This is a genomic window from Paraburkholderia sp. SECH2 (genome assembly GCF_030464795.1).
Lineage (GTDB): Bacteria > Pseudomonadota > Gammaproteobacteria > Burkholderiales > Burkholderiaceae > Paraburkholderia > Paraburkholderia aspalathi.
Genome location: NZ_JALPRH010000001.1, coordinates 122,999 through 148,350, shown reverse-complemented (window position 1 = coordinate 148,350; position 25,352 = coordinate 122,999). Strand labels below are relative to the sequence as shown.

At 60.8% G+C, this 25,352-nt stretch carries 19 protein-coding genes; 12 read left to right on the top strand and 7 right to left on the bottom strand.

Features of this window, described 5'->3' with window-relative positions; translation table 11 throughout:
- Positions 1-53: 53 nt before the first annotated feature.
- The gene (locus M0D66_RS00685) at positions 54-1,073 is read right to left on the bottom strand and encodes an ABC transporter substrate-binding protein (protein ID WP_093637576.1); all 1,020 of its coding nucleotides are present in this window, start codon (positions 1,071-1,073) and stop codon (positions 54-56) included.
- Positions 1,074-1,356: 283 nt separating this feature from the next.
- Between M0D66_RS00685 and M0D66_RS00680 the strand changes: the two genes are divergently transcribed.
- The 6 genes from M0D66_RS00680 (at position 1,357) to M0D66_RS00655 (ending at position 7,114) form a co-directional block, all read left to right on the top strand.
- Positions 1,357-2,034, top strand: coding sequence for a response regulator (locus M0D66_RS00680; RefSeq protein WP_027778124.1), 678 nt, complete (start codon positions 1,357-1,359; stop codon positions 2,032-2,034).
- Positions 2,024-3,418: a sensor histidine kinase gene (locus tag M0D66_RS00675; protein WP_211705931.1), complete on the top strand. Its 1,395-nt coding sequence runs from the start codon at positions 2,024-2,026 to the stop codon at positions 3,416-3,418. Before M0D66_RS00680 ends, M0D66_RS00675 begins: the two co-directional genes overlap by 11 nt.
- 185 nt (positions 3,419-3,603) lie before the next feature.
- Positions 3,604-4,986 (top strand): sensor histidine kinase, encoded by a 1,383-nt coding sequence (locus M0D66_RS00670; protein ID WP_093637570.1) that lies wholly within the window; start codon positions 3,604-3,606, stop codon positions 4,984-4,986.
- A gap of 25 nt (positions 4,987-5,011) precedes the next feature.
- On the top strand, positions 5,012-5,710 hold the full coding sequence (locus tag M0D66_RS00665; protein WP_211705930.1) for a response regulator: 699 nt from the start codon (positions 5,012-5,014) through the stop codon (positions 5,708-5,710).
- Positions 5,711-5,865: 155 nt separating this feature from the next.
- Positions 5,866-6,621 (top strand): hypothetical protein, encoded by a 756-nt coding sequence (locus M0D66_RS00660; protein WP_200653535.1) that lies wholly within the window; start codon positions 5,866-5,868, stop codon positions 6,619-6,621.
- Positions 6,622-6,694: 73 nt separating this feature from the next.
- Positions 6,695-7,114 carry a histidine kinase gene (locus tag M0D66_RS00655; protein WP_208620684.1) on the top strand — a complete coding sequence of 140 codons (420 nt, stop codon included), beginning with the start codon at positions 6,695-6,697 and terminating at the stop codon, positions 7,112-7,114.
- A 95-nt stretch (positions 7,115-7,209) separates the two neighbouring features.
- Here the strand turns inward: M0D66_RS00655 and M0D66_RS37910 are convergent, their stop codons facing one another.
- Positions 7,210-7,488 (bottom strand): transposase, encoded by a 279-nt coding sequence (locus tag M0D66_RS37910; protein WP_093637563.1) that lies wholly within the window; start codon positions 7,486-7,488, stop codon positions 7,210-7,212.
- Between the two features lie 536 nt (positions 7,489-8,024).
- Here M0D66_RS37910 and M0D66_RS00650 point away from each other — a divergent pair.
- A complete protein-coding gene (locus M0D66_RS00650; RefSeq protein ID WP_266208844.1) occupies positions 8,025-8,801 on the top strand; it encodes an EAL domain-containing protein in 777 nt (258 codons plus the stop codon).
- Between the two features lie 208 nt (positions 8,802-9,009).
- Here the strand turns inward: M0D66_RS00650 and M0D66_RS00645 are convergent, their stop codons facing one another.
- From M0D66_RS00645 to M0D66_RS00630, 3 genes are all read right to left on the bottom strand, one after another.
- The gene (locus M0D66_RS00645; RefSeq protein ID WP_211705929.1) at positions 9,010-10,278 is read right to left on the bottom strand and encodes an isoprenylcysteine carboxylmethyltransferase family protein; all 1,269 of its coding nucleotides are present in this window, start codon (positions 10,276-10,278) and stop codon (positions 9,010-9,012) included.
- A 77-nt stretch (positions 10,279-10,355) separates the two neighbouring features.
- Positions 10,356-12,236, bottom strand: coding sequence for a collagen-like triple helix repeat-containing protein (locus tag M0D66_RS00640; protein ID WP_308112668.1), 1,881 nt, complete (start codon positions 12,234-12,236; stop codon positions 10,356-10,358).
- A 269-nt stretch (positions 12,237-12,505) separates the two neighbouring features.
- Complete coding sequence (locus M0D66_RS00630) at positions 12,506-13,666, bottom strand: iron-containing alcohol dehydrogenase (RefSeq protein WP_211705927.1); 1,161 nt, start codon at positions 13,664-13,666, stop codon at positions 12,506-12,508.
- A 264-nt stretch (positions 13,667-13,930) separates the two neighbouring features.
- Here M0D66_RS00630 and M0D66_RS00625 point away from each other — a divergent pair, with 264 nt between their 5' ends.
- From M0D66_RS00625 to M0D66_RS00615, 3 genes are all read left to right on the top strand, one after another.
- Positions 13,931-15,511, top strand: a complete 1,581-nt coding sequence (locus tag M0D66_RS00625; RefSeq protein ID WP_211705926.1) for a methyl-accepting chemotaxis protein — start codon at positions 13,931-13,933, stop codon at positions 15,509-15,511.
- Positions 15,512-15,752: 241 nt separating this feature from the next.
- Complete coding sequence (locus M0D66_RS00620; RefSeq protein WP_266208843.1) at positions 15,753-16,247, top strand: hypothetical protein; 495 nt, start codon at positions 15,753-15,755, stop codon at positions 16,245-16,247.
- A gap of 54 nt (positions 16,248-16,301) precedes the next feature.
- On the top strand, positions 16,302-17,600 hold the full coding sequence (locus tag M0D66_RS00615) for an MFS transporter (RefSeq protein ID WP_211705924.1): 1,299 nt from the start codon (positions 16,302-16,304) through the stop codon (positions 17,598-17,600).
- A 99-nt stretch (positions 17,601-17,699) separates the two neighbouring features.
- Here M0D66_RS00615 and M0D66_RS00610 read toward each other — a convergent pair whose 3' ends face one another.
- Entirely contained in the window at positions 17,700-19,406 is a 1,707-nt protein-coding gene (locus M0D66_RS00610; RefSeq protein WP_211705923.1) for an MFS transporter, read from the bottom strand.
- A gap of 127 nt (positions 19,407-19,533) precedes the next feature.
- On the opposite strand from M0D66_RS00610, the gene M0D66_RS00605 reads away from it, so the two are divergent.
- Complete coding sequence (locus tag M0D66_RS00605) at positions 19,534-20,451, top strand: LysR family transcriptional regulator (protein ID WP_093637532.1); 918 nt, start codon at positions 19,534-19,536, stop codon at positions 20,449-20,451.
- A 55-nt stretch (positions 20,452-20,506) separates the two neighbouring features.
- Here M0D66_RS00605 and M0D66_RS00600 read toward each other — a convergent pair whose 3' ends face one another.
- A complete protein-coding gene (locus M0D66_RS00600; RefSeq protein WP_211705922.1) occupies positions 20,507-22,696 on the bottom strand; it encodes a TonB-dependent siderophore receptor in 2,190 nt (729 codons plus the stop codon).
- A 407-nt stretch (positions 22,697-23,103) separates the two neighbouring features.
- On the opposite strand from M0D66_RS00600, the gene M0D66_RS00595 reads away from it, so the two are divergent.
- Complete coding sequence (locus M0D66_RS00595; RefSeq protein WP_211705921.1) at positions 23,104-25,332, top strand: NADP-dependent isocitrate dehydrogenase; 2,229 nt, start codon at positions 23,104-23,106, stop codon at positions 25,330-25,332.
- Positions 25,333-25,352 lie beyond the last annotated feature (20 nt).

The window sequence follows — 25,352 nt, the reverse complement described above, 5'->3', positions numbered from 1 at the left end:
CGGCTGGTGCCTCGCAGTTCTCTTGATGTTGAAAGGGCTTTGCTTCGAGGGCGTTACTTCGCCGCGGTCTTGACCGGTGCCGACACGTAGTCGTTGCTGTAGGTCTTGGCGAGGTCGATATGCTTGCCCTTCACCGAAGGATTGAACGCCGACAGCACCTTCAGGACAGTTTCCGGGCCGTCGGCGGGCATCTTGCCGTCCTTCGTGAACATCGGCAGCGACGCTTTCAGCGCGCCGACGTACAGATCCTTGTTGTTGCCGTAGTAGTCCTTCGGCATCTTCGCGGCGATCTCTTCCGCGCTGTGGGTCGCGATGAAGTTCAGCGTCTTCGCGAAGGCGTGCGAGAGCTTCGTGGCGTCATCCTTATGCGACTCGGCCCATGCGCGCTGCACGTAGAAGCTCGAAGCCGGATATGTGCCGCCGAGCGCAGCGCGCGTGCCTTCCAGCGTGCGCATATCAACCAGCACCTTGGCATCGCCCGTCTTCAGCAACTGCGAGACGGTCGGCTCGGTAGTCATGCCCGCGTCGATACGGTTCTGCTTGATGGCGGCGATAAAGCTGTTGTCCGCGCCAACCGGCAGCAGCGTGTACTGCGTAGACGGCACGCCCGCGCGTTGCGCGAGGTATTGCGTGAGGAAGCTGGTCGACGAGCCGAGGCCGGTCACGCCGAGCGTCTTGCCCTTCGAGTCGGCCATGCTCTTGAAGGTCTCGGCCGATTTGGTGGCGACCATTTCCACTTCACCCGGCACCTGGCCGAAAATCACCAGCGCCTGGACTTCCTTGCCCTTGCTCTGCAAGTCGATGGTGTGGTCGTAGAAGCCCACCACGCCTTGCACCGCGCCCGCCAGCAGTTCGTTTTCCGCATCCACGCCGGCCGGTTGCGAAAGGATTTCGACGTCGAGGCCTTCGTCCTTGAAGTAGCCGAGCTGCTCCGTGAGCTTGGCCGGCAGATAGATGATCTTGGTGGCGCCGCCGACCATGATCGTCAGCTTCTCCGCATGGGCCGCGGCCGAAGCGGCGGCAAGGGTAAACGCAACACCTGACACGGCGGCAATCTGGCGCAAGGTACGCATGAAGCAGTCTCCTGAGGTTTATTCGCCGCCCTGTGCGGATACGGCGCTTTCTGGACGAATGACGGCGATTATAGAAATCTGAAACCTTCTGGCAGCTTTCGGGGCTGCGAGCAAATCATGGGTGTTAACCCGAAAATCCTCCGTAATCTTTGGGGCGCCCCCTGGCAAACCCCATAACGTGCGCCACAAAGCACCCAAGCCGCGCGCAAAGCCCTTGTTTTACGGCACAATCGGCGTCCTGACTTTTGCCGCGCATTAAGTTGCCTATTTCGCCGTTCTCCCCATGAAGCTGCTGCTCATCGAAGACAACCCCACGCTGGCGCACTGGCTCGCGAAGATGCTGGAGCAGGAGGCGTTCGCGCTCGACGCCGTGCAGGACGGCGACGCCGCCGACCGCTTGCTGCGCACCAATCACTACGACGTGATCCTGCTCGACCTGAATCTGCCGAAGCTGTCGGGCAAGAACGTGCTGCGCCGTTTGCGCCAGCGCGGTGACGCCACGCCGGTGCTGATCCTGACGGCGAGCGGTTCGATCGACGAAAAAGTGGAACTGCTCGGCGCCGGCGCGGACGACTACCTGGTCAAGCCTTTTGAAGTACGCGAGCTGATCGCGCGCATCAAGGTGGCGATCCGCCGCCAGTCGCCCTCGAAGGCGAGCGAGGTGGTGTGCGGCGATCTCGCGTTCGACATCGACACGCGCCAGTTCACGCTGAAGGGCGCGCCGCTGAACGTGACGCCGCGCGAGCGCTCGGTGCTCGAAACGCTGATCCTGCGTTTGGGCAAGACGGTAACCAAGCCCGCCCTGGTCGATGCGATCTTCACGCTCGCGGACGAGCCGAGCGAGGACGCGGTCGAAATCTACATTTCGCGGCTGCGTAAGAAACTCGACGGCAGCTCGGCCGCGATCGTCACGTTGCGCGGACTCGGTTATCTGCTGCGCAAGAAAGAAGATGACCAATAGCCTGCGCATGCGTCTGCTGTGGTGGCTGCTGGTGCCGCTTGCGTTGTACGTGTTCGTCACGGGCAAAGCGGAATACGACAACGCGCGGCGCACGGCGGACCTGGTGCAGGACAATCAACTTATCTCATCGGCGCGGATGATCGCCGGTGAAGTGGAGTGGGTAGATGGGTTTCTGCGCGTGGATGTGCCACCCGCCGCGCTTGAAGTGTTCGTGTCACCCTATCGCGATCAGGTGTTCTACAGCGTGCTGGTCGACGATGGCCGCCTGCTGGCGGGCACGCCGGATTTTCCGCAGCGCTCGGCGCGCTCGCCCGACACGGCCGATCACTACGACACCGAACTCCACGGGCAACCCGTACGCGCGGTCGGCCTCGTGCGCCTGATGTACGACAACGGTGCGACGCGCCGCGTACGCGTGACGGTGGGCAAGACCGTACGCTCGCGCGACGCGATGGCTCAGCAATTGTGGCAACCGCAACTCGTGCGGCAGATCGAGATGATCGTGCTGGCGGTCGCGCTGGCCTGCATCGGCCTTACCTTCGAATTGCGGCCGCTGATGAAAGTGAAGGAAGAGGTCGCCGACCGTGACCCCATGCAGCTCGAACCGATTCGCGTCGAGCGCCTGCATACCGAGTTGCGGCCGATCGTCGAAGCGATCAATCAATGTATCGCGCGGCTCGGCGTGCAGGTGGCCGCACAGCGGCGTTTTATCGCCGACGCCGCGCACCAGTTGCGCACGCCGCTCACGCTGCTCGGCACGCAGTTGCAGTTTGCACGCCAGCAGGACGGCCTGAATCCCGCGCTCGACGAGGCGCTCGCCGCGATGCACCGCAGTAATCGTTCGATGGTCGGACTCACGAACAAGCTGCTGTTGCTCGCGCAGGCCGAGGCTGCCGACAACAAGCAACTGGCGGTGGAAACGGTCGATCTGGTGCCGCTGGCGATGGAAGTGGTGGAGGATCTGGCGTTGCTCGCGCAGGCCCGGGACATCGATCTGGGCGCGGAACTGAACGGCCCCGCGCCGGTGGCAGGGCATCGCGGCTTGCTTCAGGCGTTGATCGCCAACCTTGCGGAGAACGCGATCCGCTATACCGGCAGCGGCGGCCACGTCACGGTGGCGGTCAGCGGTCAAGCCGATACAGTTACCGTGACGGTGCTGGACGATGGTCCCGGCATTCCCGCCGAATCGCGCACCCGCGTGTTCGAGCCGTTCTTTCGGGCGTCGACAGATACTGAAGGGACCGGGCTGGGCCTCGCCATCGTGCGTGAAATCGCGGACGCCCATCATGGGGAGATTGTGCTTAAGCCGGGTGAGGGCGGTAAAGGCGTGCATGTGACCGTCTCGTTTCCGCGCGCACCGACGGAAGAATCTCAGGCCGGTTAACTCGGCCGCTTCAAATCGGCAGCTTCAAAAGTACTCGGGACAAACCCGCAATCGGCACAGGAAACGCGTGATCGAAAGCCTGTAGAAGGATTTGTACCCCTAGAATTTGAAGCAGGCGATTCATCGAACGCCAACCGCGCACGCGGGACATAGCGGAGACATCCAGCAGAGAGGAACGAAGAATCGTGTTTTCAGGCAGTCTGCGCGGACGCTTGTTGTGGTGGCTCTTGCTGCCGCTGGCGGCGTTCGTTTCCATTTCAGGCATGATTTCGTATCGCAACGCGCAGACCACGGCCGACCTGGTTCAGAATAACGCGTTGCTATCGTCGATACGCATCATTGGCGAGGACATCGACTGGGATAACGGCAACGTGTCGGTCCAGATTCCGCCGGCCGCGCTCGAGCTGTTCGAGTCGCCGGAACAGGACAGTGTGTTCTATCGCGTCGAAGCAAGCGGCCACCGCCTGCTGGCCGGCAGTCCCGAGTTACCGTTGCCGCGCGGCGTGAGCGACGTGCCGATGCTCTATTCCACCCATCTCGAAGACGGCCGTGCCGTGCGCGCGGCTACTTACGTGCGGCAGCTATACGACTCGGGCCGCACCGAAGAAGTTGTCGTCGCGGTCGCGAAAACGGAAGGTTCGCGCGACGCCATGGTGTGGCGCCTGCTGCGGCCGCAACTGTTCGGCGAAGTGCTCACGCTGGTGCTCGCGATGGTGTTCGTCTATCTCGGGCTGACTTTCGAATTGCGGCCGTTGATGAAGGTGAAAGACGACGTCGCCGATCGTAACGCGTCGCAACTTGAACCGATACGCGTGGCGCGCTTGCATGTCGAATTAAGACCCATTGTCGAAGCGATCAACCAGTGCATCGCGCGCATGGGCCAGCAGGCCGCGACGCAGCGGCAATTCATCTCCGACGCGGCGCATCAGTTGCGTACACCGCTCGCGCTGCTGGTGGCGCAGATCCAGTTCGCGCGGCAACGTGAGAATCGGGACGCGCCGCTCAGCGAGGCACTGGCCGGCATGCATAAAAGCAGCCGCAAGCTGACCACCTTGACCAACAAACTGTTGCTGCTCGCTCAAGCCGAATCCGCCGCGCCTTCCAGTACGCGCGAACGGGTCGATCTGAGCGCGTTGATCGCGGGGGTGCTGGAGGAGTTGATAGCGTTCGCGCAGTCGCGTGAAATCGACCTGGGCGCCGAGTTGGAAGACGGTCTGTACGTAACCGGCGACGAGGCGCTGACCGCGGCGTTGGTGACCAATCTCGTCGATAACGCGCTGCGCTATACGCAACCCGGTGGTCGCGTCACTGTGCACACGCAGCGCGGTAATGACAGGGCGATCGTGCGGGTGATCGACAACGGGCCAGGTATCAAAGCCGAGGCGAGAGTGCGTGTGTTCGAACGTTTCTATCGCGCGTCGAGCCACGCTGACGGAACCGGGCTCGGTTTGCCGATCGTGCGCGAGATCGCCTGCCGGCAAGGCGGCACGGTTACGCTCGAGCCGGGTGAGGGCGGTGTCGGCCTGGTCGCCACCGTCGAGATGCGACTATGGTCGGCGGTGGTGTGATGCGCCGCCAAATCAGGGGAAACCTATGAAACTGCTGCTCGTTGAAGACGACGCTGACCTCGCGCGCTGGGTGATGAACCTGATGCAGGTCGAGAATTTCGTGGTTGACTGGGCGCAGGACGGCGAGCGTGCGGAGACGCTGCTCGGCATGCGGTGCTACGACGCAGTGTTGCTCGATCTGCGCTTGCCCGGCATTGGCGGCAAGGACGTGCTGGCGCGTCTACGGCGTAAACGCGACAACGTGCCGGTGCTGATGCTCACCGCCAACGGCTCGACCGACGACAAAGTGGCCTGCTTCTCGGCCGGCGCGGACGATTACGTCGTCAAACCTTTCGATGCGCGCGAGTTGGTGGCGCGCATCAAGGCGCTGATCCGCCGTCAGGCGGCCGGCGATAAGGGTCAGTCGATCGACTGCGGCGATCTGCGCTATCTGTTCGATTCCCGCGAATTCGTCTTGCAAAACGAGCCCTTGCCGTTACGGCGGCGCGAACACGCCATCCTCGAAACGCTAATGCTGAAGCAGGGCAAGACCGTCTCGAAGTCCACCCTGATGGACAAGGTGTTCACGCTCGACGACGAACCCAGCGCCGATGCCATCGACATTTACATTCACCGCCTGCGCAAACATCTGGCGAGTTCCAGCGCGAAGATCATGACCTTGCGCGGGCTTGGCTACATCCTGCGCGAAGAAGTGCCGTGCGAAGCGTTTGCCGAGTCGTTATAGCGCAGCAGATCACTCCGTAAGGCTTTCCTAAGGTTCCCCATTGCACTATTCGCCGCATCGAGCGAGCGCAAGCGCGCCTGCTCGCAACGTCGAATTGAATGCCTATTGATGGGAGAACCCGCTTGCTAGAGACCTCGACTTATCGTGTTGCCGAGATGCGCAACAAAGTGCCCGAGGCAACACTTGTCTTCTGGGCGATCAAGATCATGGCGACCACCGTCGGCGAGACCGGCGCGGACTATCTGGCCGTTCACGTGGGGCTCGGCACCGCGCTCACCGGCGCAATGATGCTCACGTTGCTGATTGCCGCGTTGGCCGTGCAGCTTCGCATGCGCAAGTACGTGCCGTGGATTTACTGGCTGACCGTGGTGCTGGTCAGTGTGGTCGGCACGCAGATTACCGATGCGCTGACCGACAAGCTCGGCATCAGTCTCTATGCCAGCACGATCGCGTTTGCACTCGCGCTGGCTGTGGTGTTCGCGCTCTGGTATCGCAGTGAACGGACACTGTCGATTCACACCATCTACACGACGCGGCGGGAGCTTTTCTATTGGGCCGCCGTGTTGTTCACCTTCGCGCTGGGCACCGCTGCCGGTGATCTCGCGACAGAAGCGTTGGGACTCGGCTTCATGATCGGCGTGGTGGTATTCGGCGCGCTAATCGCATTGGTGTGCGCCATCTACTACGTCGGCGGGAATCCGGTGCTGACGTTCTGGCTCGCCTACATTCTGACGCGGCCGTTGGGCGCCTCGTTCGGCGATCTGCTCTCGCAGTCACGCGCATACGGCGGTATCGGCCTCGGCACGATCAATACGAGCGTGCTCTTTCTGAGTGCCATTGTCGTTCTGGTCGTCTTCGCGAGCGCAGTCGAACAGCGCTCCACGCGCGCGATCGCCACACGTGAGCCTTGAGCGCGTGTCGCTCGACAGGTCGTAGACGTAGCCCTTTTCAATCGTATGTTGAATCAAACGGAAGTGAACAATCATGAACCAACGCACGCTCAACAAAGCCGTCATCGCTTCTTTCATTGCCCTCAGCGCCGTTAGCTTCGGGCATCGCGAGGCAGGTGGGATCGGCTTTCCGTCGGCTGCGGCTGCCGAGCCCGTCAAGGCATCAAAGCTCGGCGACCTCTCGCCGTTCCGCAAGATCGCCGCTGACACCGCGGTACTCGTCGACCAAGGCAATCTCGCGGGCGGTAAGGCGCGCATCAAGGATCTGGAACTCGCATGGGACGACGCCGAGCCTTCGCTGAAGCCTCGAGCCGCAGCTGACTGGCATACCGTCGACAAAGCGATCGACCGCGCGCTGAGTGCGTTGCGCGCCGGCACGCCGAACGCAGCGGAATGCAAGCAGGCGCTCGCTGATCTGCTGGCGGTGATGGATCGAATGAATGGGAAGGCCTGACGCGCTGAAGGGTGCGAGCGATCACTGCGACCATCTGTGAAACACATGTTCGCCTTTGAATCGATACGGTATGCAAAACAATTATTACCGCTGATTCAGCAAGTTGAAAGCTCGTGGTCGCACAGTGGCAGGCGCTCGTTCACCTGGTCAAGAACGCCCGTTTTTTTCCAAGCCATGTATCGAAGATAACAAGTCTGTTGCGGCGGAAAAGTGGCCGGCAGCCTGTGCCACTTTTCTTTCGTCTGCAGCACCCAGAGTATCGCGTTGAGGATCTCGCGATCACTGCGGCGAGGGCGCCCGCGCCCTGACGAAACCACGGGAAAAAGACTCTGAACACGCGCCCAATCGGCGTCGGTGAGGGGGATCTGAAGCATCTGCCGCCTTGAATGACTGTGTAGGGAATGCGCAGTCGTTACATGCTGCGTTTGCTGCCGATACTAGTAAATCTTTTTTTCTCGGTCAAATTTTATTGTTGCGGTGCGACGCCTTCATTTATCGCTTGTTGTTTAGCGATCTTATTCACGACGCATGACATGGTTTCGCCGTTTGAAGCGATGGACTTGTGGTAGCCGGCGCGTTCGACGTTTTGTGCGGCCCCGTAACGTCGATGCGAAACGCTACGTAACATCCGCGTTCATACAAACGTTTGGCGATTGAAATTACGCTTCGACAGATTTGATCGGATGGCCGTAAACCATTGAACTAAAGGGCTTGTTGGCCAAGGCCGCGGATAGTCGCGCAGTGAACGTGCCGCTTGGCACGACATGTGCATGCGTTAGTCAGGTTAAAAAATTGCGCCTACGCCATGCTATCGCTCGACTATGACAAGCCTGTATCGCTCGCAACGACATTCGGCATGCGTAACGTTTGCGTTGAACAGACCAATTGGGATGACTCACGCGACGATCCCATGGAACTGAGCGAACTCGAAAGCCGCGTCCACCAGGGTCTGCACGCGGGTGAATTTCATCTCGTGTTTCAGGGGGCTTATCGCGCGGCAGGTGGCGCGCTGGCTCGCCTCGAAGCGCAGGTTCGATGGACGCATCCCGACTACGGGTTGCTGCTACCCGGTATTTTCATGATGCCGCTCGAGCACCCGCAGGTTGCGCTGGAGATGGCCTTGTTCGTCATCGATGGCGTGTGCCGTGAACTGCGCGATTGCCTGTCGTCGAAGATGGCGTTGCTGCCGGTCGCGATCACGGTGCCGGCGCAGGTAGCCGTGCTCGAATCGTTTGCCGACGACCTCACGCGCATCGCGCGATCGTATGGCGTGCCGGGCAACCTGCTTGAAATCGAAGTGCCCGATAGCGCAGATGCAGCACGTCTCTTGTCTTTGCGTACTTTGACGGCTGGCCTTCGGTCTGCGGGAACCGGCGTCTCGCTGGGCAAGTGGGGCAATGGCGCGTCTTCGCTCGCACTGCTCGGCGCGCTCGACGTGGACACCTTCACGATTGCGCCTGAGTTGATGGCAGCGGTTCCACGCGATCCTCGTGCCTGCGTAGTGATGTCGGCGTTGCTGGATCTGCTTCATGCGCTCGACGTGCAGATCGTGGTGAATGGCGTCGAGACCAAAGCACAGTTGCAATGGTTGAGCGCGTCATGGCCGCAAGCGTTGGTGCAAGGCTTTCTGTTCTCTCGCCCGAAGGCCGGGCTGGCCAATGTGCTGGCGCCAAGCTGCGAGTCGTGAACACGGCAGAGGACGTTACGTAACGTCCTGCCTGCGATGTCATTGAGACGCGCACCCACTGCTCGCGGAAAATTGGCAACGGGCGCGCTCGTCTGCATCCACCGGTGACTGCCTACAGGCGGTCAAAGATACTCATCACCATCTTCACGCCGCTAAAGAATGGTGCGCTGCAATAAATGCACTCGGCCGCGTTCGTAGCATAAACATCTCATTCAAACGCACGTGTGATCCTGGCGAACAGCCCGTTCCTCGCGATCCATTCTGCGTACGCCCGGTAGTCGGGATCGTTCATCAGATGCCGCTCCTCGGTTTTAGCGCGCATGAAATACAGCAGATTGACGCACGCCAGCGCGAAGCAGTGCGTGAGCCCGACTTGCCAGCCCATGGGTTCGATGAACGGCACCGAGACCATCCAGAACGAGAGATTCTTCGTGATGTAGGCGGGATGCTTCGTGAAGCGATAAGGGCCTGACGTGATGATGCCGCGATTGGTCAGGTTCGAAAACCGCAATCCGAACGCGATGGTGGAAAGCGCGTAGCAGAAGACCAACGCGATAATCACGGTGCCCCAGATGATTCGAACAATGGGCACGGATATCAACCAGCTGTCCCAGAACATCGCGCCCTGGTAGTGCATGTACTGGGCCGAGATCACCGACCAGAACGGCTGATAACAGAGAAGTGCAACCAGCCAGCCGAGCGTGGTCGGCTCCGCGCTACGCACGTGGGTATCGAGAATGCGCAGTGTGCACAGATAACCCACCGTGCCGAACATCAGGTCCATCGTGAAGGACAGGTCGTACATGAACCTGAACGTCGCAAGCGAGAACGGCGCGTTCATGGCGGTCGCAAGCGAGGCGCCGATATGGTCCGCATCGGTGGAAAGATAGGTGATCATCAGCGGCAGGAAGAACGCTTTCACCATCCATCCGGCGAGCATTTCACGCACCGGCTTCCAGTTGCCTGGACGCTGCCCGAGGAATACGAGGCGGCCCCACAACATATAGGCATCGTCGACTTCGCGTTGACGTCTGTCCATCCACGCAAAGTAAAACGGCGCGGCCACGATCAGGTACGGTGCGAGCGTGCGGATCAGAGACCAGAAGGGGTTATAGAAGGTGCCGTGATACTCGGGCAAGAGCCAGTAGAGCACACCGATGCTGACATACACGGAAGCCAGCGCGGCAAGACGCAAGCCTACACGCGCGATGCTGAGTGGTCGAACCGCCTGACCCGTAAGGCCGGCGCTTGGGCGTAGATACACGCGTGCGACGAACAGTTCGTATAGAGCGATCGTTGCGATGATCGCGAGGCAGGCGGCGGTGCTGCGGCGCGCGCCATCCAGCGCGGTACTGTCGCGCAGCAGCCAGAGTGTTAGAAGGCCGACGGCGATGCCAAGCAGGCCGACGGAAAACGGCGTCGCCGAACGCGGCCGCTGCTCCTGCACGTGCGCCACGTTATCCAGAGTGGAGTTCATGTCATCCTCGTAGTCATGACATTGATAGCGGCCGGGCTTTTGATTTTTTAAGTCCCGGCCGCTGTGCTGATTACCGCTTATTTACCTGCGACGCCACCCAGCAATCCGGTGACAAGGTTCGTCACCGGCGCCAGCGGATTCGTGCTGGACGAACCACTCCCGGCACTGCCCGCGCCACCGGTCAGGCCGCTCACGAGGCCAGTGACTGGCGCGAGCGGCGAGGCTTTACCGGACGATGCGCCGCTCAGCGTCGAAGTCAGCGTCGTGACGAGACCGGTGACGGGCGCGAGCGGTGAGCTTTGGCCTGCGGCGCCGCCCAGCGTCGAGGTCAACGTCGTGACAAGACCCGTGACCGGTGCGAGCGGGCCGCCGTTGCCGCCGGAAGTGCCGCCGAGCGAACCCAGGTTGCCGAGAAGTCCGGTGACCGGTGCGAGCGGGCCGCCATTGCCGCCCGAGGTGCCACCGAGCGAACCCAGGCCGCCGAGGAGTCCGGTGATCGGCGCGAGCGGATTACCGCTGCTACCGGTCCCACCGAGCGAACCCAGGTTGCCGATCAGGCCGGTCAGCGGCGGGATGCTGAGGCCGCCACCCGATCCAGTCGATCCGCCCAGTCCTCCGAGCGGGCCCACCAGGCCGGCGATCGGCGCCAGCGGGTTGGTCGTCGCGCCCGTCAGCAGTCCGCCGGTGCTCGTGACCGTCTTGCCAAGCTGGCTCACTACGCCGCCGATATCTTTGCCGACCTGATCACCCGTCGCGCCGGACACCTTCTGGCCGGCCGAATCGAGTCCGTTGCCGATGGTGCTCAGCAAGCCGTTGAGCGGCGCGCCGAGACCCGTGGTGTTGCCGATGGTCTGCGTCGTATTCGAGACGACGAGGGTGATCGGGTTGATGACCGTGCTCAGTTGGGTCTCGACCTGTTGAACCGGCGAGCTGGTCAGCGCCGAGTTCAATCCCGCGCCCACTTTGATGACGCCGGCGCCCACACCGGCGACAACGGTACCCACCGTCGACGTGACGGGTGCGAGCGGCGCAAGCGGCCCGGTTCCGAGACTTGTCACCACACCGCCCACCGCCGTAACGGCCGCGCCTGCATTAGTAACGAGGCCCGATGTGGAGGTCAGGGTCGGGCCAAGCGGATTGGTCGAACTGCCCAGCGTGCCGAGGCCTGCGGCCGTGCCGTTGCCGAGTACCTTGACGCCGTTGCCGAGATCGGTGATCGCGGCGCCGAGATTCGCAGTCGTTGCGCCGTTGACGCCAGGGACTGAAGTGCCGGTGATCTTGGAACCCGTATCAGCGACGGTCGTGCCCACGGCAGTGATGAGGTTGCCGCCTTGCGTGACGATGTTGCCGATAGGGGTGGAGGAGGTGCCTGAGGTGCCGGAGCTCGTACCGGAGCTCGTACCGGAGCTCGTACCGGAACTGGTGCCGGAGCTGGTGCCGGAGCTCGTACCGGAACTGGTACCAGAGCTCGTACCGGAACTGGTACCAGAGCTCGTACCGGAACTGGTGCCGGAGCTGGTGCCTGAGCTCGTACCGGAGCTGGTGCCTGAGCTGGTACCGGAGCTCGTGCCTGAGCTGGTACCTGAGCTGGTACCTGAGCTGGTACCGGAGCTCGTGCCTGAGCTAGTGCCTGAGCTAGTGCCTGAGCTTGTACCAGAGCTCGTACCGGAGCTGGTACCAGAGCTAGTACCAGAGCTGGTACCAGAGCTAGTACCAGAGCTAGTACCGGAGCTGCTAGAACCAGAGCTACCTGAAGTGCCCGAGCTACCAGAGCTGCCCGAGCTACCAGAGCTACCCGAACTGCCGGAGCTACCCGAGCTAGAGCCCGAAGTGCCGCCTAGCCCACCGCCACTAAGCCCGGTTTTGGGAGTACCGATGTTACTGGTTCCACAACCGTAGAGCGCGAGTAATGCGGATGTCGCAACAGCGATGGCTGTCCGACCGGCGAATTTTTGCATGATGGTCCCCGTTGAACGACTATTGGTGGGGCCAACACTGCAAGTTGCACGCCAAATGCCATTTATCGCTTCATCTCAGTAATTCAGCGCATAAGTGGTTAAAGAAACTATGATATGAAGAATTTATCGCGTCATAAACGCGATTCTGTCTAAAGGCGCGATGCCGTGTTCCACGTAGCATGCTACGTAACGTGTCCGCCGGCCGTAACGGCGCGGAGTCGTCGCCAAACATCTCGGCGACTCCCGCCCTCAATTACGCGCGTCGCCGATTAAAACGCAGCGCTATAAATCGCCAATGCATCGGCCTCGGTAACAGGCCGCGGGTTGTTCACCAGAAGCCGCGTTTGCAGCATCGCGTCGCTCGCCATCCGTTCGAGCCCACTACGTTCAATGCCGACATCGCGCAACCTGGCCGGAATCGCGGTCGCGGCAATCATCTGTTCGAGCCGTTCGATCAACGCCTGCGTCCGGCTTTCGGCGCTGCCCGTGATGCCAGGCACGACTACGTCCGCGAGTTCCGCGTACAGATGCGCCGCCGCCTCGGCGTTGAACCGCAACACGTGCGGCAGCACGAGCGCATTCGAAAGACCGTGCGGGACGTGATAGATGCCACCGATCGGATAGGCGAGCGCATGCACGGCGGCCACCGGTGAATTGGCGAACGCCTGGCCAGCGAACGCCGCGCCGAGCAACATCGCTTCGCGCGCCGCGCGGTTCTGGCCGTTCTCACACGCGGGCAACAGATTGCGCGACAGAAGTTCTAGCGCCTTCACCGCCAGCATGTCGGACACCGGGTTTTTCAAATGCGCGGACGTGTACGCCTCGATCGCGTGAACCATCGCGTCGACGCCGGTTGCAGCGGTTGCGGCAACCGGTAGTCCGAGCGTGAGTTCCGCGTCGAGAATCGCCAGATCGGCGACCAGTTGCGGCGCGACCACGCCCATCTTCTTCGCCTCGCCCACCGTCACGATCGATACGGCCGTGACTTCCGAGCCGGTGCCCGCGGTGGTCGGCATCTGCACGAGCGGCAGGCGCGACACCGTCACCTTGTTCACACCGTACATCTCGCTGAGCGCTTGTTGATCCTGCGGCGCCAGTACGGCGATCAACTTGGCCACGTCCATCGACGAACCGCCGCCGAGCCCCAGCACGATCTCAGCGCCGGCCTCACGCGCGCGCGAGGTCGCCTCGAGCACGATGTGCTCGGGCGGATCGGCGATCACATCGTCGATCACGGTGGCGTTCCAGCCGTGCGCCGCGAGATCGGCGAGCGCCGGATTCAGCAGGCCACTCTGGTGAAGAAACCCATCCGTCACCACGCACAGGCGTGTAAGCAACGGAAATTGCGCGCGCAGCAAAGCGCCGAGACGGCGCGCTGCGCCAAATTCAACGACCATCGTCGGCACGGTTTGAAACTGGAATGCGTTCATCTTTTCACCTGCAGGTCGGTACTGGTCATTGATTACGCCAGCAAGATCGGTACTTCCAACGTTCGGAGTCCGGACTCCACCATTCGCTATCGCGGGCGGACAGGCAGACATCTTATAAGGATATCCCTACCTCTGTTTCAGGAATGGCCCACGGAATAGCGTCTTCAGGGTTGGCGTTCGCAGCCGTATACGTGTAGTGAGCGAACTCCGATAGTCCGTATTGTCAGCGGGTATTTTTCCCTTTGGTTATTGAAGAAACCGACTATGCCAACGTTTATTTCCAATCTGCCCATCGCCAAGCGACTGGGGGCGGGCTTTGTTCTGGTATTGATCATGTCGATGATCAGCATCGTCATAGGGCTTGCGCGCCTGTCCTCTGTAGCGCAGGCAACCCGCAATCTGGTTGCCAATCCAATCCAGACTGAGCGTCTTGTCAACGACTGGTCGCGCAATATCAATACCGCAGTCACCCGCACGACCGCGATTGCCAAGAGCGCTGACCCTGGCCTTGCCAGTTACTTTGTGGAAGAAGCCGTGGCTTCGTCCAAGGTGTCGGGAGCGTTGCAAAAGTCGATCGAAGCATTGATGACCTCTGACGAGGAAAAATCCTTGTTTGCCGCAATCGGTGAACAGCGCAAAGCTTTTATCGCTACCCGCGACCAGATTTATGCACTGAAAAAGTCGGGTAAAGCCGAGGAGGCGAACCAGTTGCTGGAGCAACAGTTCATCCCCGCTTCCAGACTCTTCGTGGCGAAGGTCGACGCTTTAGTGAAGCAGCAGCGCGAAGAAATCGACAGGGTGGCCACGCAGATTGAGGCCAACTACGAATACAGCCGCACGCTGATGATCGCTCTTGGCGTGGTCAGCCTGCTGCTGAGCGTGGTGTGTGCGTGGCTGATCTCCGGCAGCATCACGAGGCCGCTGGTCAAAGCCACCGGGGTAGCCCGCCAGGTCGCCGAAGGCGATTTGACCGCCCGTATCGATAACCGCCACACCGACGAAGTCGGCCAGTTGCTCAACAGCCTGAGAGACATGCAGACCAGCCTCGTGCGCGTTGTCTCCAACGTACGTTCCGGCTCGGAAAACGTGGCCACCGCCAGTGCCGAAATCGCCCAGGGTAACGACGATCTCAGCGCCCGCACAGAAAGCCAGGCCAGTGCCCTGGAAGAAACCGCCGCCTCCATGGAAGAGCTAAGCTCCACCGTGCGTCAGAACGCCGACAATGCCCGCCAGGCGAACCAGTTGGCCATGAACACGTCTGAGGTCGCCATCCAGTGTGGTGAAGTCGTCAATCAGGTCGTGGAAACCATGAAGGGCATCAACGACAGCTCCAGGAAAATCGCCGACATCATTGGTGTCATCGACGGCATCGCCTTCCAGACCAACATCCTCGCCTTGAACGCTGCGGTGGAATCAGCCCGTGCCGGTGAACAGGGCCGCGGCTTCGCGGTGGTGGCCAATGAAGTGCGCAGTCTGGCCGCACGTTCCGCTGATGCAGCCAAGGAAATTAAAAAACTCATCAGCGCCAGCGTGGAACGCGTCGCTCAGGGTTCGGCCCAGGTCGAGCAGGCCGGCGTCGCCATGACAGAAGTTGTTCGCTCCATCCGCCGCGTCACCGACACCATGGGCGAGATCAGCGCTGCCAGCAACGAACAATCCCTGGGCGTGGCTCAGGTCGGTGAGGCTGTCACCCAGATGGACGAGACCACCCAGCAGAACGCCGCGCTGGTGGAACAAATGACCGCCGCGGCCAACAGTCTGCGCAACCAGTCCCACGAACTGGTGCAAGTCGTCTCGATCTTCAAGCTCGACGGCGGCGCGAGTCTCGCCATGTCGCTGGGTTGAGGGAGATGCGACGACCGTCGCGCGAAACCGCATGCGGGCATGTGTGAGTGGCACGGGTCCAGGGGCTCGTGTCTTTTTATTGCGCCAATATGGGCCTATACAAAATTCTCACGCATAAACACCGCGACGATATTTCTTAAAGTAAGTACGGGAAATTTTCTTCGCAATTTGATTTCGGATCAAATTCTTTAGAATTTGAATCAGAGCGCGGGTCAGGCTTGTCTGGTGTTTTGAAGCGACGTTGACCTTTCCGGAGGGTGCAATGGGTAGCCTGGATTCGCATGATGTGTCGAGCGCGGATTGGGATTGGATACTGCGGGCATCGGAATTCACGCAACTGTGCATCGTCGTCGACGGGAGCATTCCGACTTCGGTTGCACACGCGCTGGCGAAGCGCTTCACCGCCGTGTCTCAGGTCTCGATGCTGCGAATTCCCGAGCCTGTGTCTCTGCATCGAGCATGGATCGAATCCAGCGAACGCGAGACATTCTCCGGGGCCACGGTGACGGGGGATGCCGAAAAATCGATGCGGCAGTTATCCCGGGCCGTGCAACTGTTGCTTTGGTCCAGCGTGCCGGAGGAACTGGATTGGCTCGGCGGTGTTCACGGGCAGTCCGTCTTGCACATGCGCTATCGAATCGATACGGACGAGGCGTCGGCAGTACCGATCGGGATCGAGCGAGTCTTTGCTGTTCTCCGCGCAGTCGTCCTACGCAACGTAGCGACCGGTTATTGACCACATCGGGTGTATGGCCCGCAGGTTCACTGCTAAGCCCTTATGGAGCATGTCATGGATACATCCGCAAGTGTGAGCGCCAATCTCCTTTCCCAGCCGAAGAGGACCCGCTTCTATCTCACCATATTTGCCGCGACTATCGGAAACGCTTTGGAATGGTTTGATATCCTGATCTATGGATTCTTTGCCACAACCATTGCGAAGACGTTCTTTCCAGCATCCAGTCCCGCGGTATCGCTGTTGGTCACGCTTGGCACCTTCGGTATTTCCTATCTTGTGCGACCCATTGGTGCTCTGGCACTCGGCTCCTACGCCGACCGGCACGGCCGGAAAGCGTCGATGCTGGTATCGATCATGATGATGATGGTCGGCACACTCACGATCGCCGTCATGCCGTCATACGCGTCAATCGGCATGGCTGCGCCTATCGCCGTGCTTGCTGCACGGCTGTTGCAGGGCTTTTCCGCAGGCGGCGAGTTTGGCAGCACGACCGCGTTTCTGGTCGAGCAGGCGCCGCACAGAAGCGGCTTCATGGCGAGCTTCCAGTTCGCGAGTCAGGGGCTCAGTTATCTACTGGCCGCTGCGTTCGGTGCGGTGCTGACCAGCACCCTGGACACGGCATCCATGGAATCATGGGGCTGGCGCGTTCCGTTTTTCTTTGGAATTCTGATCGGGCCAATCGGGCTGTACCTTCGCAGACAGATGAAGGAGGAGCATGACCTTCATACCCTGGGCAAATCGCCTGTCGCGCTTACGCCTGTCAGGACTGTTCTCGCGCAACAGAAGCTGCGCATGCTGCTTTCGATCGGCGTGTTGGCCGTGTCAACTGGCACGAGCTACGTGATTCTTTATATCCCGACCTACGCGGTCAAGCAGCTTCATATGCCGGCGAGTTTCGGATTCACCGCGACCGTATTGACGGGTGCAATTCTGATGTTCGTACCGCCGTTCATTGGTCTCCTCTCCGATCGGGTGGGCCGAATTCGCTTGATGGCGGCCTCTGGCGTGATCTTCACGTTGTCGATCTACCCGGTATTTGCCGCATTGATCCGTCATCCGAGCCTGGGCGCGTTAATGGCAATGATGGCGTGGATCGGTCTGCTGAAGGCCGTGTATTTTGGGGCGCTGCCCGCGTTGATGGCAGACGCCTTTCCGAAAGAGACGCGCGCTACCGGCATGGCAGTCAGCTACAACATTGGTGTAACGGTCTTCGGCGGGTTCGCGCCGTTGATCGTTGATTCGCTAATTCAACTCACCGGCAACAAGCTTTCGCCTGCGTTGTACCTGGCATTTCTCGGTGCGCTGAGTCTTGTGGCCTTGTGGAAATGCAAAACCGCTTTGCGGTTGCGCTGAGCGTTGCGAACTGCTTCTCGACCTTATCAAGGTGCCAGCGGCGCACTTTGACGCCGGAGGCAAAAAAATGCGCATCGAACGTCAAATGGCCGTTGGCATTTAGCAGGAATCGCATCGAACGGCGTGCGGTGTTGGGGCCGTTTCTATTTTCCTCAGCCTTCTCGAAGCGCTTCCCGAAATCACAAAACTCAACGCGGCGAGTACCCAGACCCCGACGCCGCCATAGAGCATCACCCAGCCAAAGCCGTCTATTAGCGCGGCGTGAACGGCGGTTCCGGATGGGTCGAGTGTGGCTAGTGCTGGGATTCCCTGTCTGACCGCTTCGACGTCTCCTGCGGCAATCTTCTCCGCCAGTCGTCCGAGTGGGGCGGTGTCGAGCGTCGCAGGCAGTCGCGCCCTCAGATTGACGAGGATGCCACCAACCAGGATCGCGCCCATCAACGCGATGTTGATCGCAAGCGTAATCATGCGCGCGCTCATATCGATCCCGGATGCCATGCCCGCCCGCTCCGCCGGAACCGCACCGGTCGTCGTATTGGTGACAGGCGTGTTGGTGAGGCCGAGGCCGGCGCCGGCGAGGATGCAACCGGGCAGCATCGTCCACACGCCGGGATGCGGGACGTGACTGCCGTATTTCATCAACATGAAGCCGAGGCCGATCGTAAACAGGCCTGCAGGTATCGCGATTCCTGATCCGTAACGCAACGCAAGACGTTCACCGAGCGGCGGAAATAACAGTGTCGGCAGCGTGTATGCGAGCAGCGCAAGACCGGCGTTCACGCTGTCGTAGCCGAGGCCGATCTGGAAATAGATCGGCAGATAGATCATGAACGGCCAGAAGCTGAAGTTCATGCCCGCGGAACCCATCAACGCGCCGGAAAATTTCCGGATCCTGAATACGGAGAAGTCGAACATCGGGCGCGCACTGAGTCGCTCAGCGCATAGAAAAGCCACGAAGGCGACGACCGTTGCCACCAGAATCAGGATCGCGCGAAGACTCGCGAAACCAAGATCCGAGCCCTGTGTGATGTAGTACGTGAGTCCGAACACCGCCAGCGAAAGCGTGACGATGCCGGCAACATCGAGCGTGTGTGCGTGCGGATCGCGCGATTCCTGGACGCCGCCGAAAACGAGTGTCAACGTGATGGCGGCAAGCAGCGCGTGAATCCAGAAGACCCATTGCCACCCCGATACCGCAACGATCATCCCGCCGATGATCGGTCCAAAACCAAGCCCGATGCCGAGAATGATGCCCCACGCGCTGAAGGCCCGGACGCGCTCAGGTCCCTCGTTAAATTGATGCGAGAGCACGGCGACCTGGCATATCAGCATCGCACCGCCACTCGCGCCTTGCAGCAGGCGCGCGACGATCAACGTCGGCACGCTCTGCGCGAAACCGCAGATCAGCGAGGTGAGGCCGAACAGCGCGATCCCGACGACAAAAATACGTCTGCGGCCGAAGCGGTCCGCCAGCGCGCCGGTTGCCATCAGCACCGTAGTCACGCCGAGTGTGTAGGCATTCATGATCCACTGCATGCCCTTGAAGTCGCCGTGCAGGACGCGCTCGAGCGTCGGCAGGATCACCGGCACGCTGGAGATTTCGAGGCCGAACATCAGCGAAGCCAGGCACACGGCGCCCAAGGCCAAGGTGTTCTTGCTGATGGAGAAGCGAGTGGTCGGTTGCGCGGCGCCGCTCGAAGGGGCGTCTGCTGCTCGCGTGTCCGACGAGCTTGATGGATGTTCTTCCGCAATAACCGCCTGCGAGCCTTCGTCGTAGGACGGCGGCGCGTTTCTGGACCTGGACATAGGAATTCACCTCGATAGTCGATGGCTTTGGCCACCATGGACTGTGTAATATAGAGGGAATTAAAGTCCCGATTGACGCGAGCAAATCCCAGAAATGCGTCCTGTACGGAACCAATAAGGTAAGGGTATGAGCGACATTCTCGACGGCGTGACAACGTTCGTGCGGGTGGTTGAGACCGGCAGTTTCGCGTTGGCTGCCGAGCGCATGGACGTGACACGCTCGGCGGTCGGCAAGGTCATCGTGCGGCTCGAAAAGCGTCTTGGTGTACGCCTGCTCAATCGCACGACGCGCAGCCAGAGTCTCACCGAGGCCGGGCAAGCGTACTACGACCGTTGCGTGCGCGCGTTGGCTGAACTCGAGGCCGCCGAAGCCGATCTGGACTCGGGGCGGCGCGAGCCGAAAGGACGTCTGCGGGTAAGCGTGCCACAGGCCTTCGGCCATCATTGCGTGGCGCCGGTGCTGCTCGGGCTTGCGCGCAGGCATCCGCAATTGAAGATCGACATTTCGGTCACGGACCGCTTTGTGGATGTCGTGGAAGAGGGCTTCGATCTCGTCGTGCGGATTGGTCCACTGGTCGATAGCGTGAGTCTCGCGGCGCGGCGGCTCGGTGTTCAGTACGCAAGTATTGGCGCCGCGCCGGCGTATCTCGCGCGCTGCGGCACGCCGGGCCGCGTGGCTGAATTCCACGGGCACACGATCATTGCTTATTCACGCAACGGGGTTATCGAGCCGTGGAATGTGCTCGATGTCGATGGGCAAATCCGCCGCGCGGATGTCGTGCCGCAGCTTAGCTTTGACGATATGCAGGGGATCGTGGATGCCGCGATTGCGGGCTTCGGGCTGGCGTGGCTACCAAGCTGGCTGCTCACGCGTTTTGAGGCAACAGGTCAGTTGCAGACCGTGATGGAGAACTGTTTTCGACCTTCACAGGAGATCAACGTCGTGTGGCCGAAGAGCCGGTATCTCGCGTTGAAGACGCGCTGCGCGATTGATGCGCTCGTTGCCGAGATTCCTGGGATGCTTGGAGCGCCCCCAGCGAACTGATGAGGAGGCGTGCCCCCGCTGCTACGGTGGGCGCGCTTCCGTTCCTACGTAATGCTTAGAACTGCAACGTAGCGCTCGCCACGGCAGTCCGTGTCGGCGACGGCGCCACGTAGTAGCCCCATGCCGTGGTCCAGTAGCGGCGGTTGAACAGATTGTTGATCCCCGCACGGAACGTCACGTCCTTGCCGGCGATTTTCGTCTCGTAGCGGCCACTCAGATCGTACGTGACATAAGCCGGCACGAACTGCGTGTTGGCCGCGTCGACCGCCTGGTTGCCGACGTACTTGCCGCCGAACGCCAGCGTCAGCGGACGCAGATACGACGGGTTGTATTCGATCCGGCCAGTCACGGTGAATCTCGGCGCGCCATACACACGCTTGCCTTCGACGCTGGCGTCGTCCACATCGACCGCCTTTGCGTCGAGCCACATCACGCCGCCCATCACGCGCCATTCGCTCGTCAGCGCAAGCCAGCCGCTCGCATCGACGCCGGTATAGCGCTTCGTGCCGTCCTGCACGAAGATGTTGGCCGAGTTCGTATAGTTGTAGCCCTGATCGACACGGAACAGCGCAAGATTGGCGCCCCACTTGCTGTGGTCCGTTTTGAAGCCGACTTCGTACTGCTTGCTCTTCAGCGGACCGAACGTGTCCGGGTAATTGAGGTTGGTGTTCGATGCCGCGCCGCCCTGTTCCAACGATTCGACATAGCTCGCGTATACCGTCGAATACGGGTCGGTCTTGAACATCAGCGCGAAGGTCGGCGTGACCGGATCCGCGCTGTACTGTGACGAGACGGCGCCGCTCGTGTTGTACACGTGCTCGCGATATTGCGTGTAACGCACGCCAACCAGGGCGGACAGACGCGACGTGAGTTGCACCGTATCGCTCGCGTACAGGGCGGCCTGCGTGGTGCGCTGCTGACGATACAGGTCTGAGCCGATGCTGACCTCAGCATTGGTCAACAGCGTGCTGTTGTACAGATTGCCGTTGCCGAGGAAGTAGCCGCTATTCCAGCCTTCGCTGTTGCTGTACTCGCTGGTTTGCGTCTGGAAACCCGCGCCGACCACGACGTCGTGCTTGATGCTGCCGGTGTTGAATTTGCCCTGCACCATCACGTCGACGTTCTGATAGAAGTAACGCGTCATCGCTGCGTAGAGCGTGTTCGAGTAGTTACCCGCGCTATCGGTGACATACAGGAAGCTGTCCGAATTGGTGCGGTTTTCCTTCGCGAAGCGGTACTTCACGCTCGCATGCCAGTTCTCGGAGAGGCGGTAATCCAGGCCCGTGCCGAACGAGGCCATCTCGGTCTGGTAGTAATTCTGCGGTTGCGTCAGCGCGTGGGTGACGGTGCTTGCGTCGGGAATGCTGAGTCCGCTGCCGAACATCAGGCCGAATAGCGTGCCGTTGGTTTTGCGCTTCTGATAGAAGGCGTCGGCGGTAAAGGTCAGGTCCGGCGTAATGCGGAAGTCGAACGCAAGCGAGGCCACCTTGCGGCGGATGTGGCCGTGGTCCTCAGCAGTATTGCCGTCTTCGTTGACGAGGTTCAGGCGGTAGCCGAAGCGATTGTCATTGCCAAAGCGGCCACCCAAATCGACCGCTTCGCTGAACACGCCAGCTGACTTGTAGCCGATCGAGATGCTGCGGTAGGGATCGTCGGTCGGGCGCTTCAGCACGTAGTTGACGATGCCGCCCGGCGAACCGAAGCCGTACATGAAACCGGACAGACCCTTGAGCAATTCGACCTGCTCAAATGGTTCGAGCGAGAGATCGGTGTCCCACGAGGGGAAGGTCTGGCCATCCACCTTGATGCTGTTCAGCGTGTCGATCGGCATGCCGCGCACGGTGAACATGGAGTTTTCGCTGATCCCGTTTTCGCTGATGGCCGATACCGCCGGGTCGTACTTGAACAGATCGTTGGCGGTTGCCGCCATCAGGTCCTGCGCTTCGTCGCTCGTGACTACGCGTGTCGAAAACGGCGTGTCCACCTGCTTGCGCGAACCTAGCGCGCCGGCGCTGACGGTGTCGGCCTGCGCCACGGTCGTATCTTTCGTGGCCGACACACTCACCGCGGGCAGCGTGGCGGCCGTATCGCTTGCCGCGACTTGCGCCCATCCCGATGATGACAAAGTCGACAACGATAAGCCGACGCTGACGAGGAGCCCTGCACTGAGTAACGACGGGGTACGGCGGTGGCCGCGCAAAACGATTGGGTGCGCTGGGCGTCCGGTGATAGATGAATTCTGCATGTTGTTTGAATTAGGCAGCACGACGCCGCGCACCAAAAAGTGCGGGATGGCGTCGGTCGAGCGAGTGGTGATTAAGCGGACGGTTCAACCTACAAAGCTTACGAATGTTAATGCATCTGATTCGCATTCACAATCGTTAATTTCAAACGGTAAGTCATCTATAAGACATCTGTCTTAAGACATAGGGCAATCGGCTAAAAGCCTTATCTGGCGGGGCTTGCCCCTCTGTGGGGCGTCACGGCGGCATGTTTGTTTAGCAGCGAGTACTGGAAAACACGCATATACTCACGTCCGTGCCGTAAAAAGTAGTGCCGTGGGTCGCGCTGCGTTCTTGCTGCTCTGTCGCCACCTTGTGGCTCAGCGCCACCAACGCTCTGTCTAACACTTCACCTAGCAAAGCATCAAACATGTCCACATCGCCGAAGATCATCTACACCCTGACCGACGAAGCGCCTGCTCTGGCGACTTATTCGCTGCTGCCGATCGTCAAGGCGTTCACGCGCTCGTCCGACGTGATCGTTGAAACGCGCGATATCTCGCTCGCCGGCCGGATCATCGCTGCATTTCCCGACTACCTGACCGCGGAACAGAAGGGCTCCGACGATCTGGCGGAACTGGGTGGACTCACCACGCGTCCGGAAGCGAACATCATCAAGCTGCCGAACATCAGCGCGTCGGTGCCGCAACTGAAGGCCGCGATTACCGAGCTGCGCGATCAGGGTTTCAAACTGCCGCCGTATCCGGACGTGGCGAATACCGACACTGAAAAAGACGTCAAGGCGCGTTACGACAAGATCAAGGGCAGCGCGGTGAACCCGGTGCTGCGCGAAGGCAATTCGGATCGCCGCGCGCCGTTGTCGGTGAAGAACTACGCACGCAAGCACCCGCACAAGATGGGCGCGTGGAGCGCGGACTCGAAGTCGCACGTGGCGCATATGAGCGGCGGCGATTTCTACGGCAGCGAAAAATCGGCGCTGATCGCAGCAGCCGGCGCCGTGAAAATCGAACTGATCGCCGCCGACGGTTCGGCGAAGGTCCTGAAAGAAAAGACGGCCGTGCAAGCGGGCGAGATCATCGACGCTTCGGTGCTCTCGAAGAACGCGCTGCGCAGCTTCATCGAAGCAGAAATCGCCGATGCGAAAGCGAAGGGCGTGCTGTTCTCGGTGCACCTGAAGGCCACCATGATGAAGGTGTCGGATCCGATCATCTTCGGTCACGTGGTCTCGGTGTTCTACAAAGACGTGCTGACCAAGCACGCCGACGCGCTGGCGCAAGCCGGCTTCAACCCGAACAACGGTATCGGCGACCTGTACGCGCGCCTGAAGGATTTGCCGACTGAAACGCGCGAAGCGATTGAAGCCGACATCAAGGCTCAATACGCGCAACGCCCGCAACTGGCCATGGTCAACTCGGACAAGGGCATCACCAGCCTGCACGTGCCGAGCGACGTGATCGTCGACGCTTCCATGCCGGCCATGATTCGCGAGTCGGGCAAGATGTGGGGCGCGGACGGTGCACTGCACGACGCCAAGGCAGTGATTCCGGACCGTTGCTACGCCGGCGTCTACCAGGCAGTGATCGAAGACTGCAAGAAGAACGGTGCATTCGACCCGGTCACCATGGGCACGGTGCCGAACGTCGGCCTGATGGCACAAGCCGCTGAAGAATACGGTTCACATGACAAGACGTTCCAGATCCCGGCAAACGGCGTGGTTCGCGTGACCGACGCAGCCGGTACGGTGCTGATCGAGCAGGCGGTTGAAGCGGGCGACATCTGGCGCATGTGCCAGACCAAAGATGCGCCGGTCCAGGATTGGGTCAAGCTCGCGGTGAACCGCGCACGCGCCACCAACACGCCGGCTATTTTCTGGCTGGACGCGGCACGTGCGCACGACGCCCAGATCATCAAAAAGGTCGAGCAATACCTGAAGGACCACGACACCAACGGTCTGGATATCCGCGTCATGACGCCGGTTGAAGCGACCAAGTTCTCGATCGAGCGCATCCGCGCCGGCAAGGACACCATCTCGGTCACCGGCAACGTGCTGCGCGACTACCTGACCGACCTGTTCCCGATCATGGAGCTGGGCACCAGCGCGAAGATGCTGTCGATCGTTCCGCTGATGGCAGGTGGCGGCATGTTCGAAACGGGCGCGGGCGGTTCGGCGCCGAAGCACGTTCAGCAATTGGTCGAAGAAGGTTTCCTGCGTTGGGACTCGCTCGGCGAATTCCTGGCGTTGGCGGCTTCGCTCGAACACCTGAGCGGCGCGTATCACAACCCGAAGGCGCAGGTTCTGGCCAAGACGCTGGATCAGGCAACGGGCAAGTTCCTCGACAACGACAAGTCGCCGGCGCGCAAGATTGGCGGTATCGACAACCGCGGTAGCCACTTCTATCTGGCGATGTACTGGGCGGAAGCTCTGGCTGCGCAAACCGACGACGCTGCCTTGCAGGCGCAGTTTGCTGGCGTGGCGAAGGCGATGGCCGACAACGAAGCGAAGATCATCGAAGAGCTGGGTGCAGCGCAAGGCAAGCCGGTGGATATCGGCGGTTACTACCGTCCGAATGTCGAACTGACGAGCAAGGCCATGCGCCCGAGCGCGACGCTGAACAAGATTGTGGACGCGGTCGCTTAATGGTTGGAATGACGTGCTGA

Bases quoted from the DNA above. Each gene is read 5' to 3' on its own strand.
- M0D66_RS00685 (WP_093637576.1), bottom strand. From the start codon at position 1,073: ATGCGTACCTTGCGCCAGATTGCCGCCGTGTCAGGTGTTGCGTTTACC.
- M0D66_RS00680 (WP_027778124.1), top strand. From the start codon at position 1,357: ATGAAGCTGCTGCTCATCGAAGACAACCCCACGCTGGCGCACTGGCTC.
- M0D66_RS00675 (WP_211705931.1), top strand. From the start codon at position 2,024: ATGACCAATAGCCTGCGCATGCGTCTGCTGTGGTGGCTGCTGGTGCCG.
- M0D66_RS00665 (WP_211705930.1), top strand. From the start codon at position 5,012: ATGAAACTGCTGCTCGTTGAAGACGACGCTGACCTCGCGCGCTGGGTG.
- M0D66_RS00660 (WP_200653535.1), top strand. From the start codon at position 5,866: ATGCGCAACAAAGTGCCCGAGGCAACACTTGTCTTCTGGGCGATCAAG.
- M0D66_RS00655 (WP_208620684.1), top strand. From the start codon at position 6,695: ATGAACCAACGCACGCTCAACAAAGCCGTCATCGCTTCTTTCATTGCC.
- M0D66_RS37910 (WP_093637563.1), bottom strand. From the start codon at position 7,488: ATGCTTCAGATCCCCCTCACCGACGCCGATTGGGCGCGTGTTCAGAGT.
- M0D66_RS00650 (WP_266208844.1), top strand. From the start codon at position 8,025: ATGGAACTGAGCGAACTCGAAAGCCGCGTCCACCAGGGTCTGCACGCG.
- M0D66_RS00645 (WP_211705929.1), bottom strand. From the start codon at position 10,278: ATGAACTCCACTCTGGATAACGTGGCGCACGTGCAGGAGCAGCGGCCG.
- M0D66_RS00640 (WP_308112668.1), bottom strand. From the start codon at position 12,236: ATGCAAAAATTCGCCGGTCGGACAGCCATCGCTGTTGCGACATCCGCA.
- M0D66_RS00630 (WP_211705927.1), bottom strand. From the start codon at position 13,666: ATGAACGCATTCCAGTTTCAAACCGTGCCGACGATGGTCGTTGAATTT.
- M0D66_RS00625 (WP_211705926.1), top strand. From the start codon at position 13,931: ATGCCAACGTTTATTTCCAATCTGCCCATCGCCAAGCGACTGGGGGCG.
- M0D66_RS00615 (WP_211705924.1), top strand. From the start codon at position 16,302: ATGGATACATCCGCAAGTGTGAGCGCCAATCTCCTTTCCCAGCCGAAG.
- M0D66_RS00610 (WP_211705923.1), bottom strand. From the start codon at position 19,406: ATGTCCAGGTCCAGAAACGCGCCGCCGTCCTACGACGAAGGCTCGCAG.
- M0D66_RS00605 (WP_093637532.1), top strand. From the start codon at position 19,534: ATGAGCGACATTCTCGACGGCGTGACAACGTTCGTGCGGGTGGTTGAG.
- M0D66_RS00600 (WP_211705922.1), bottom strand. From the start codon at position 22,696: ATGCAGAATTCATCTATCACCGGACGCCCAGCGCACCCAATCGTTTTG.
- M0D66_RS00595 (WP_211705921.1), top strand. From the start codon at position 23,104: ATGTCCACATCGCCGAAGATCATCTACACCCTGACCGACGAAGCGCCT.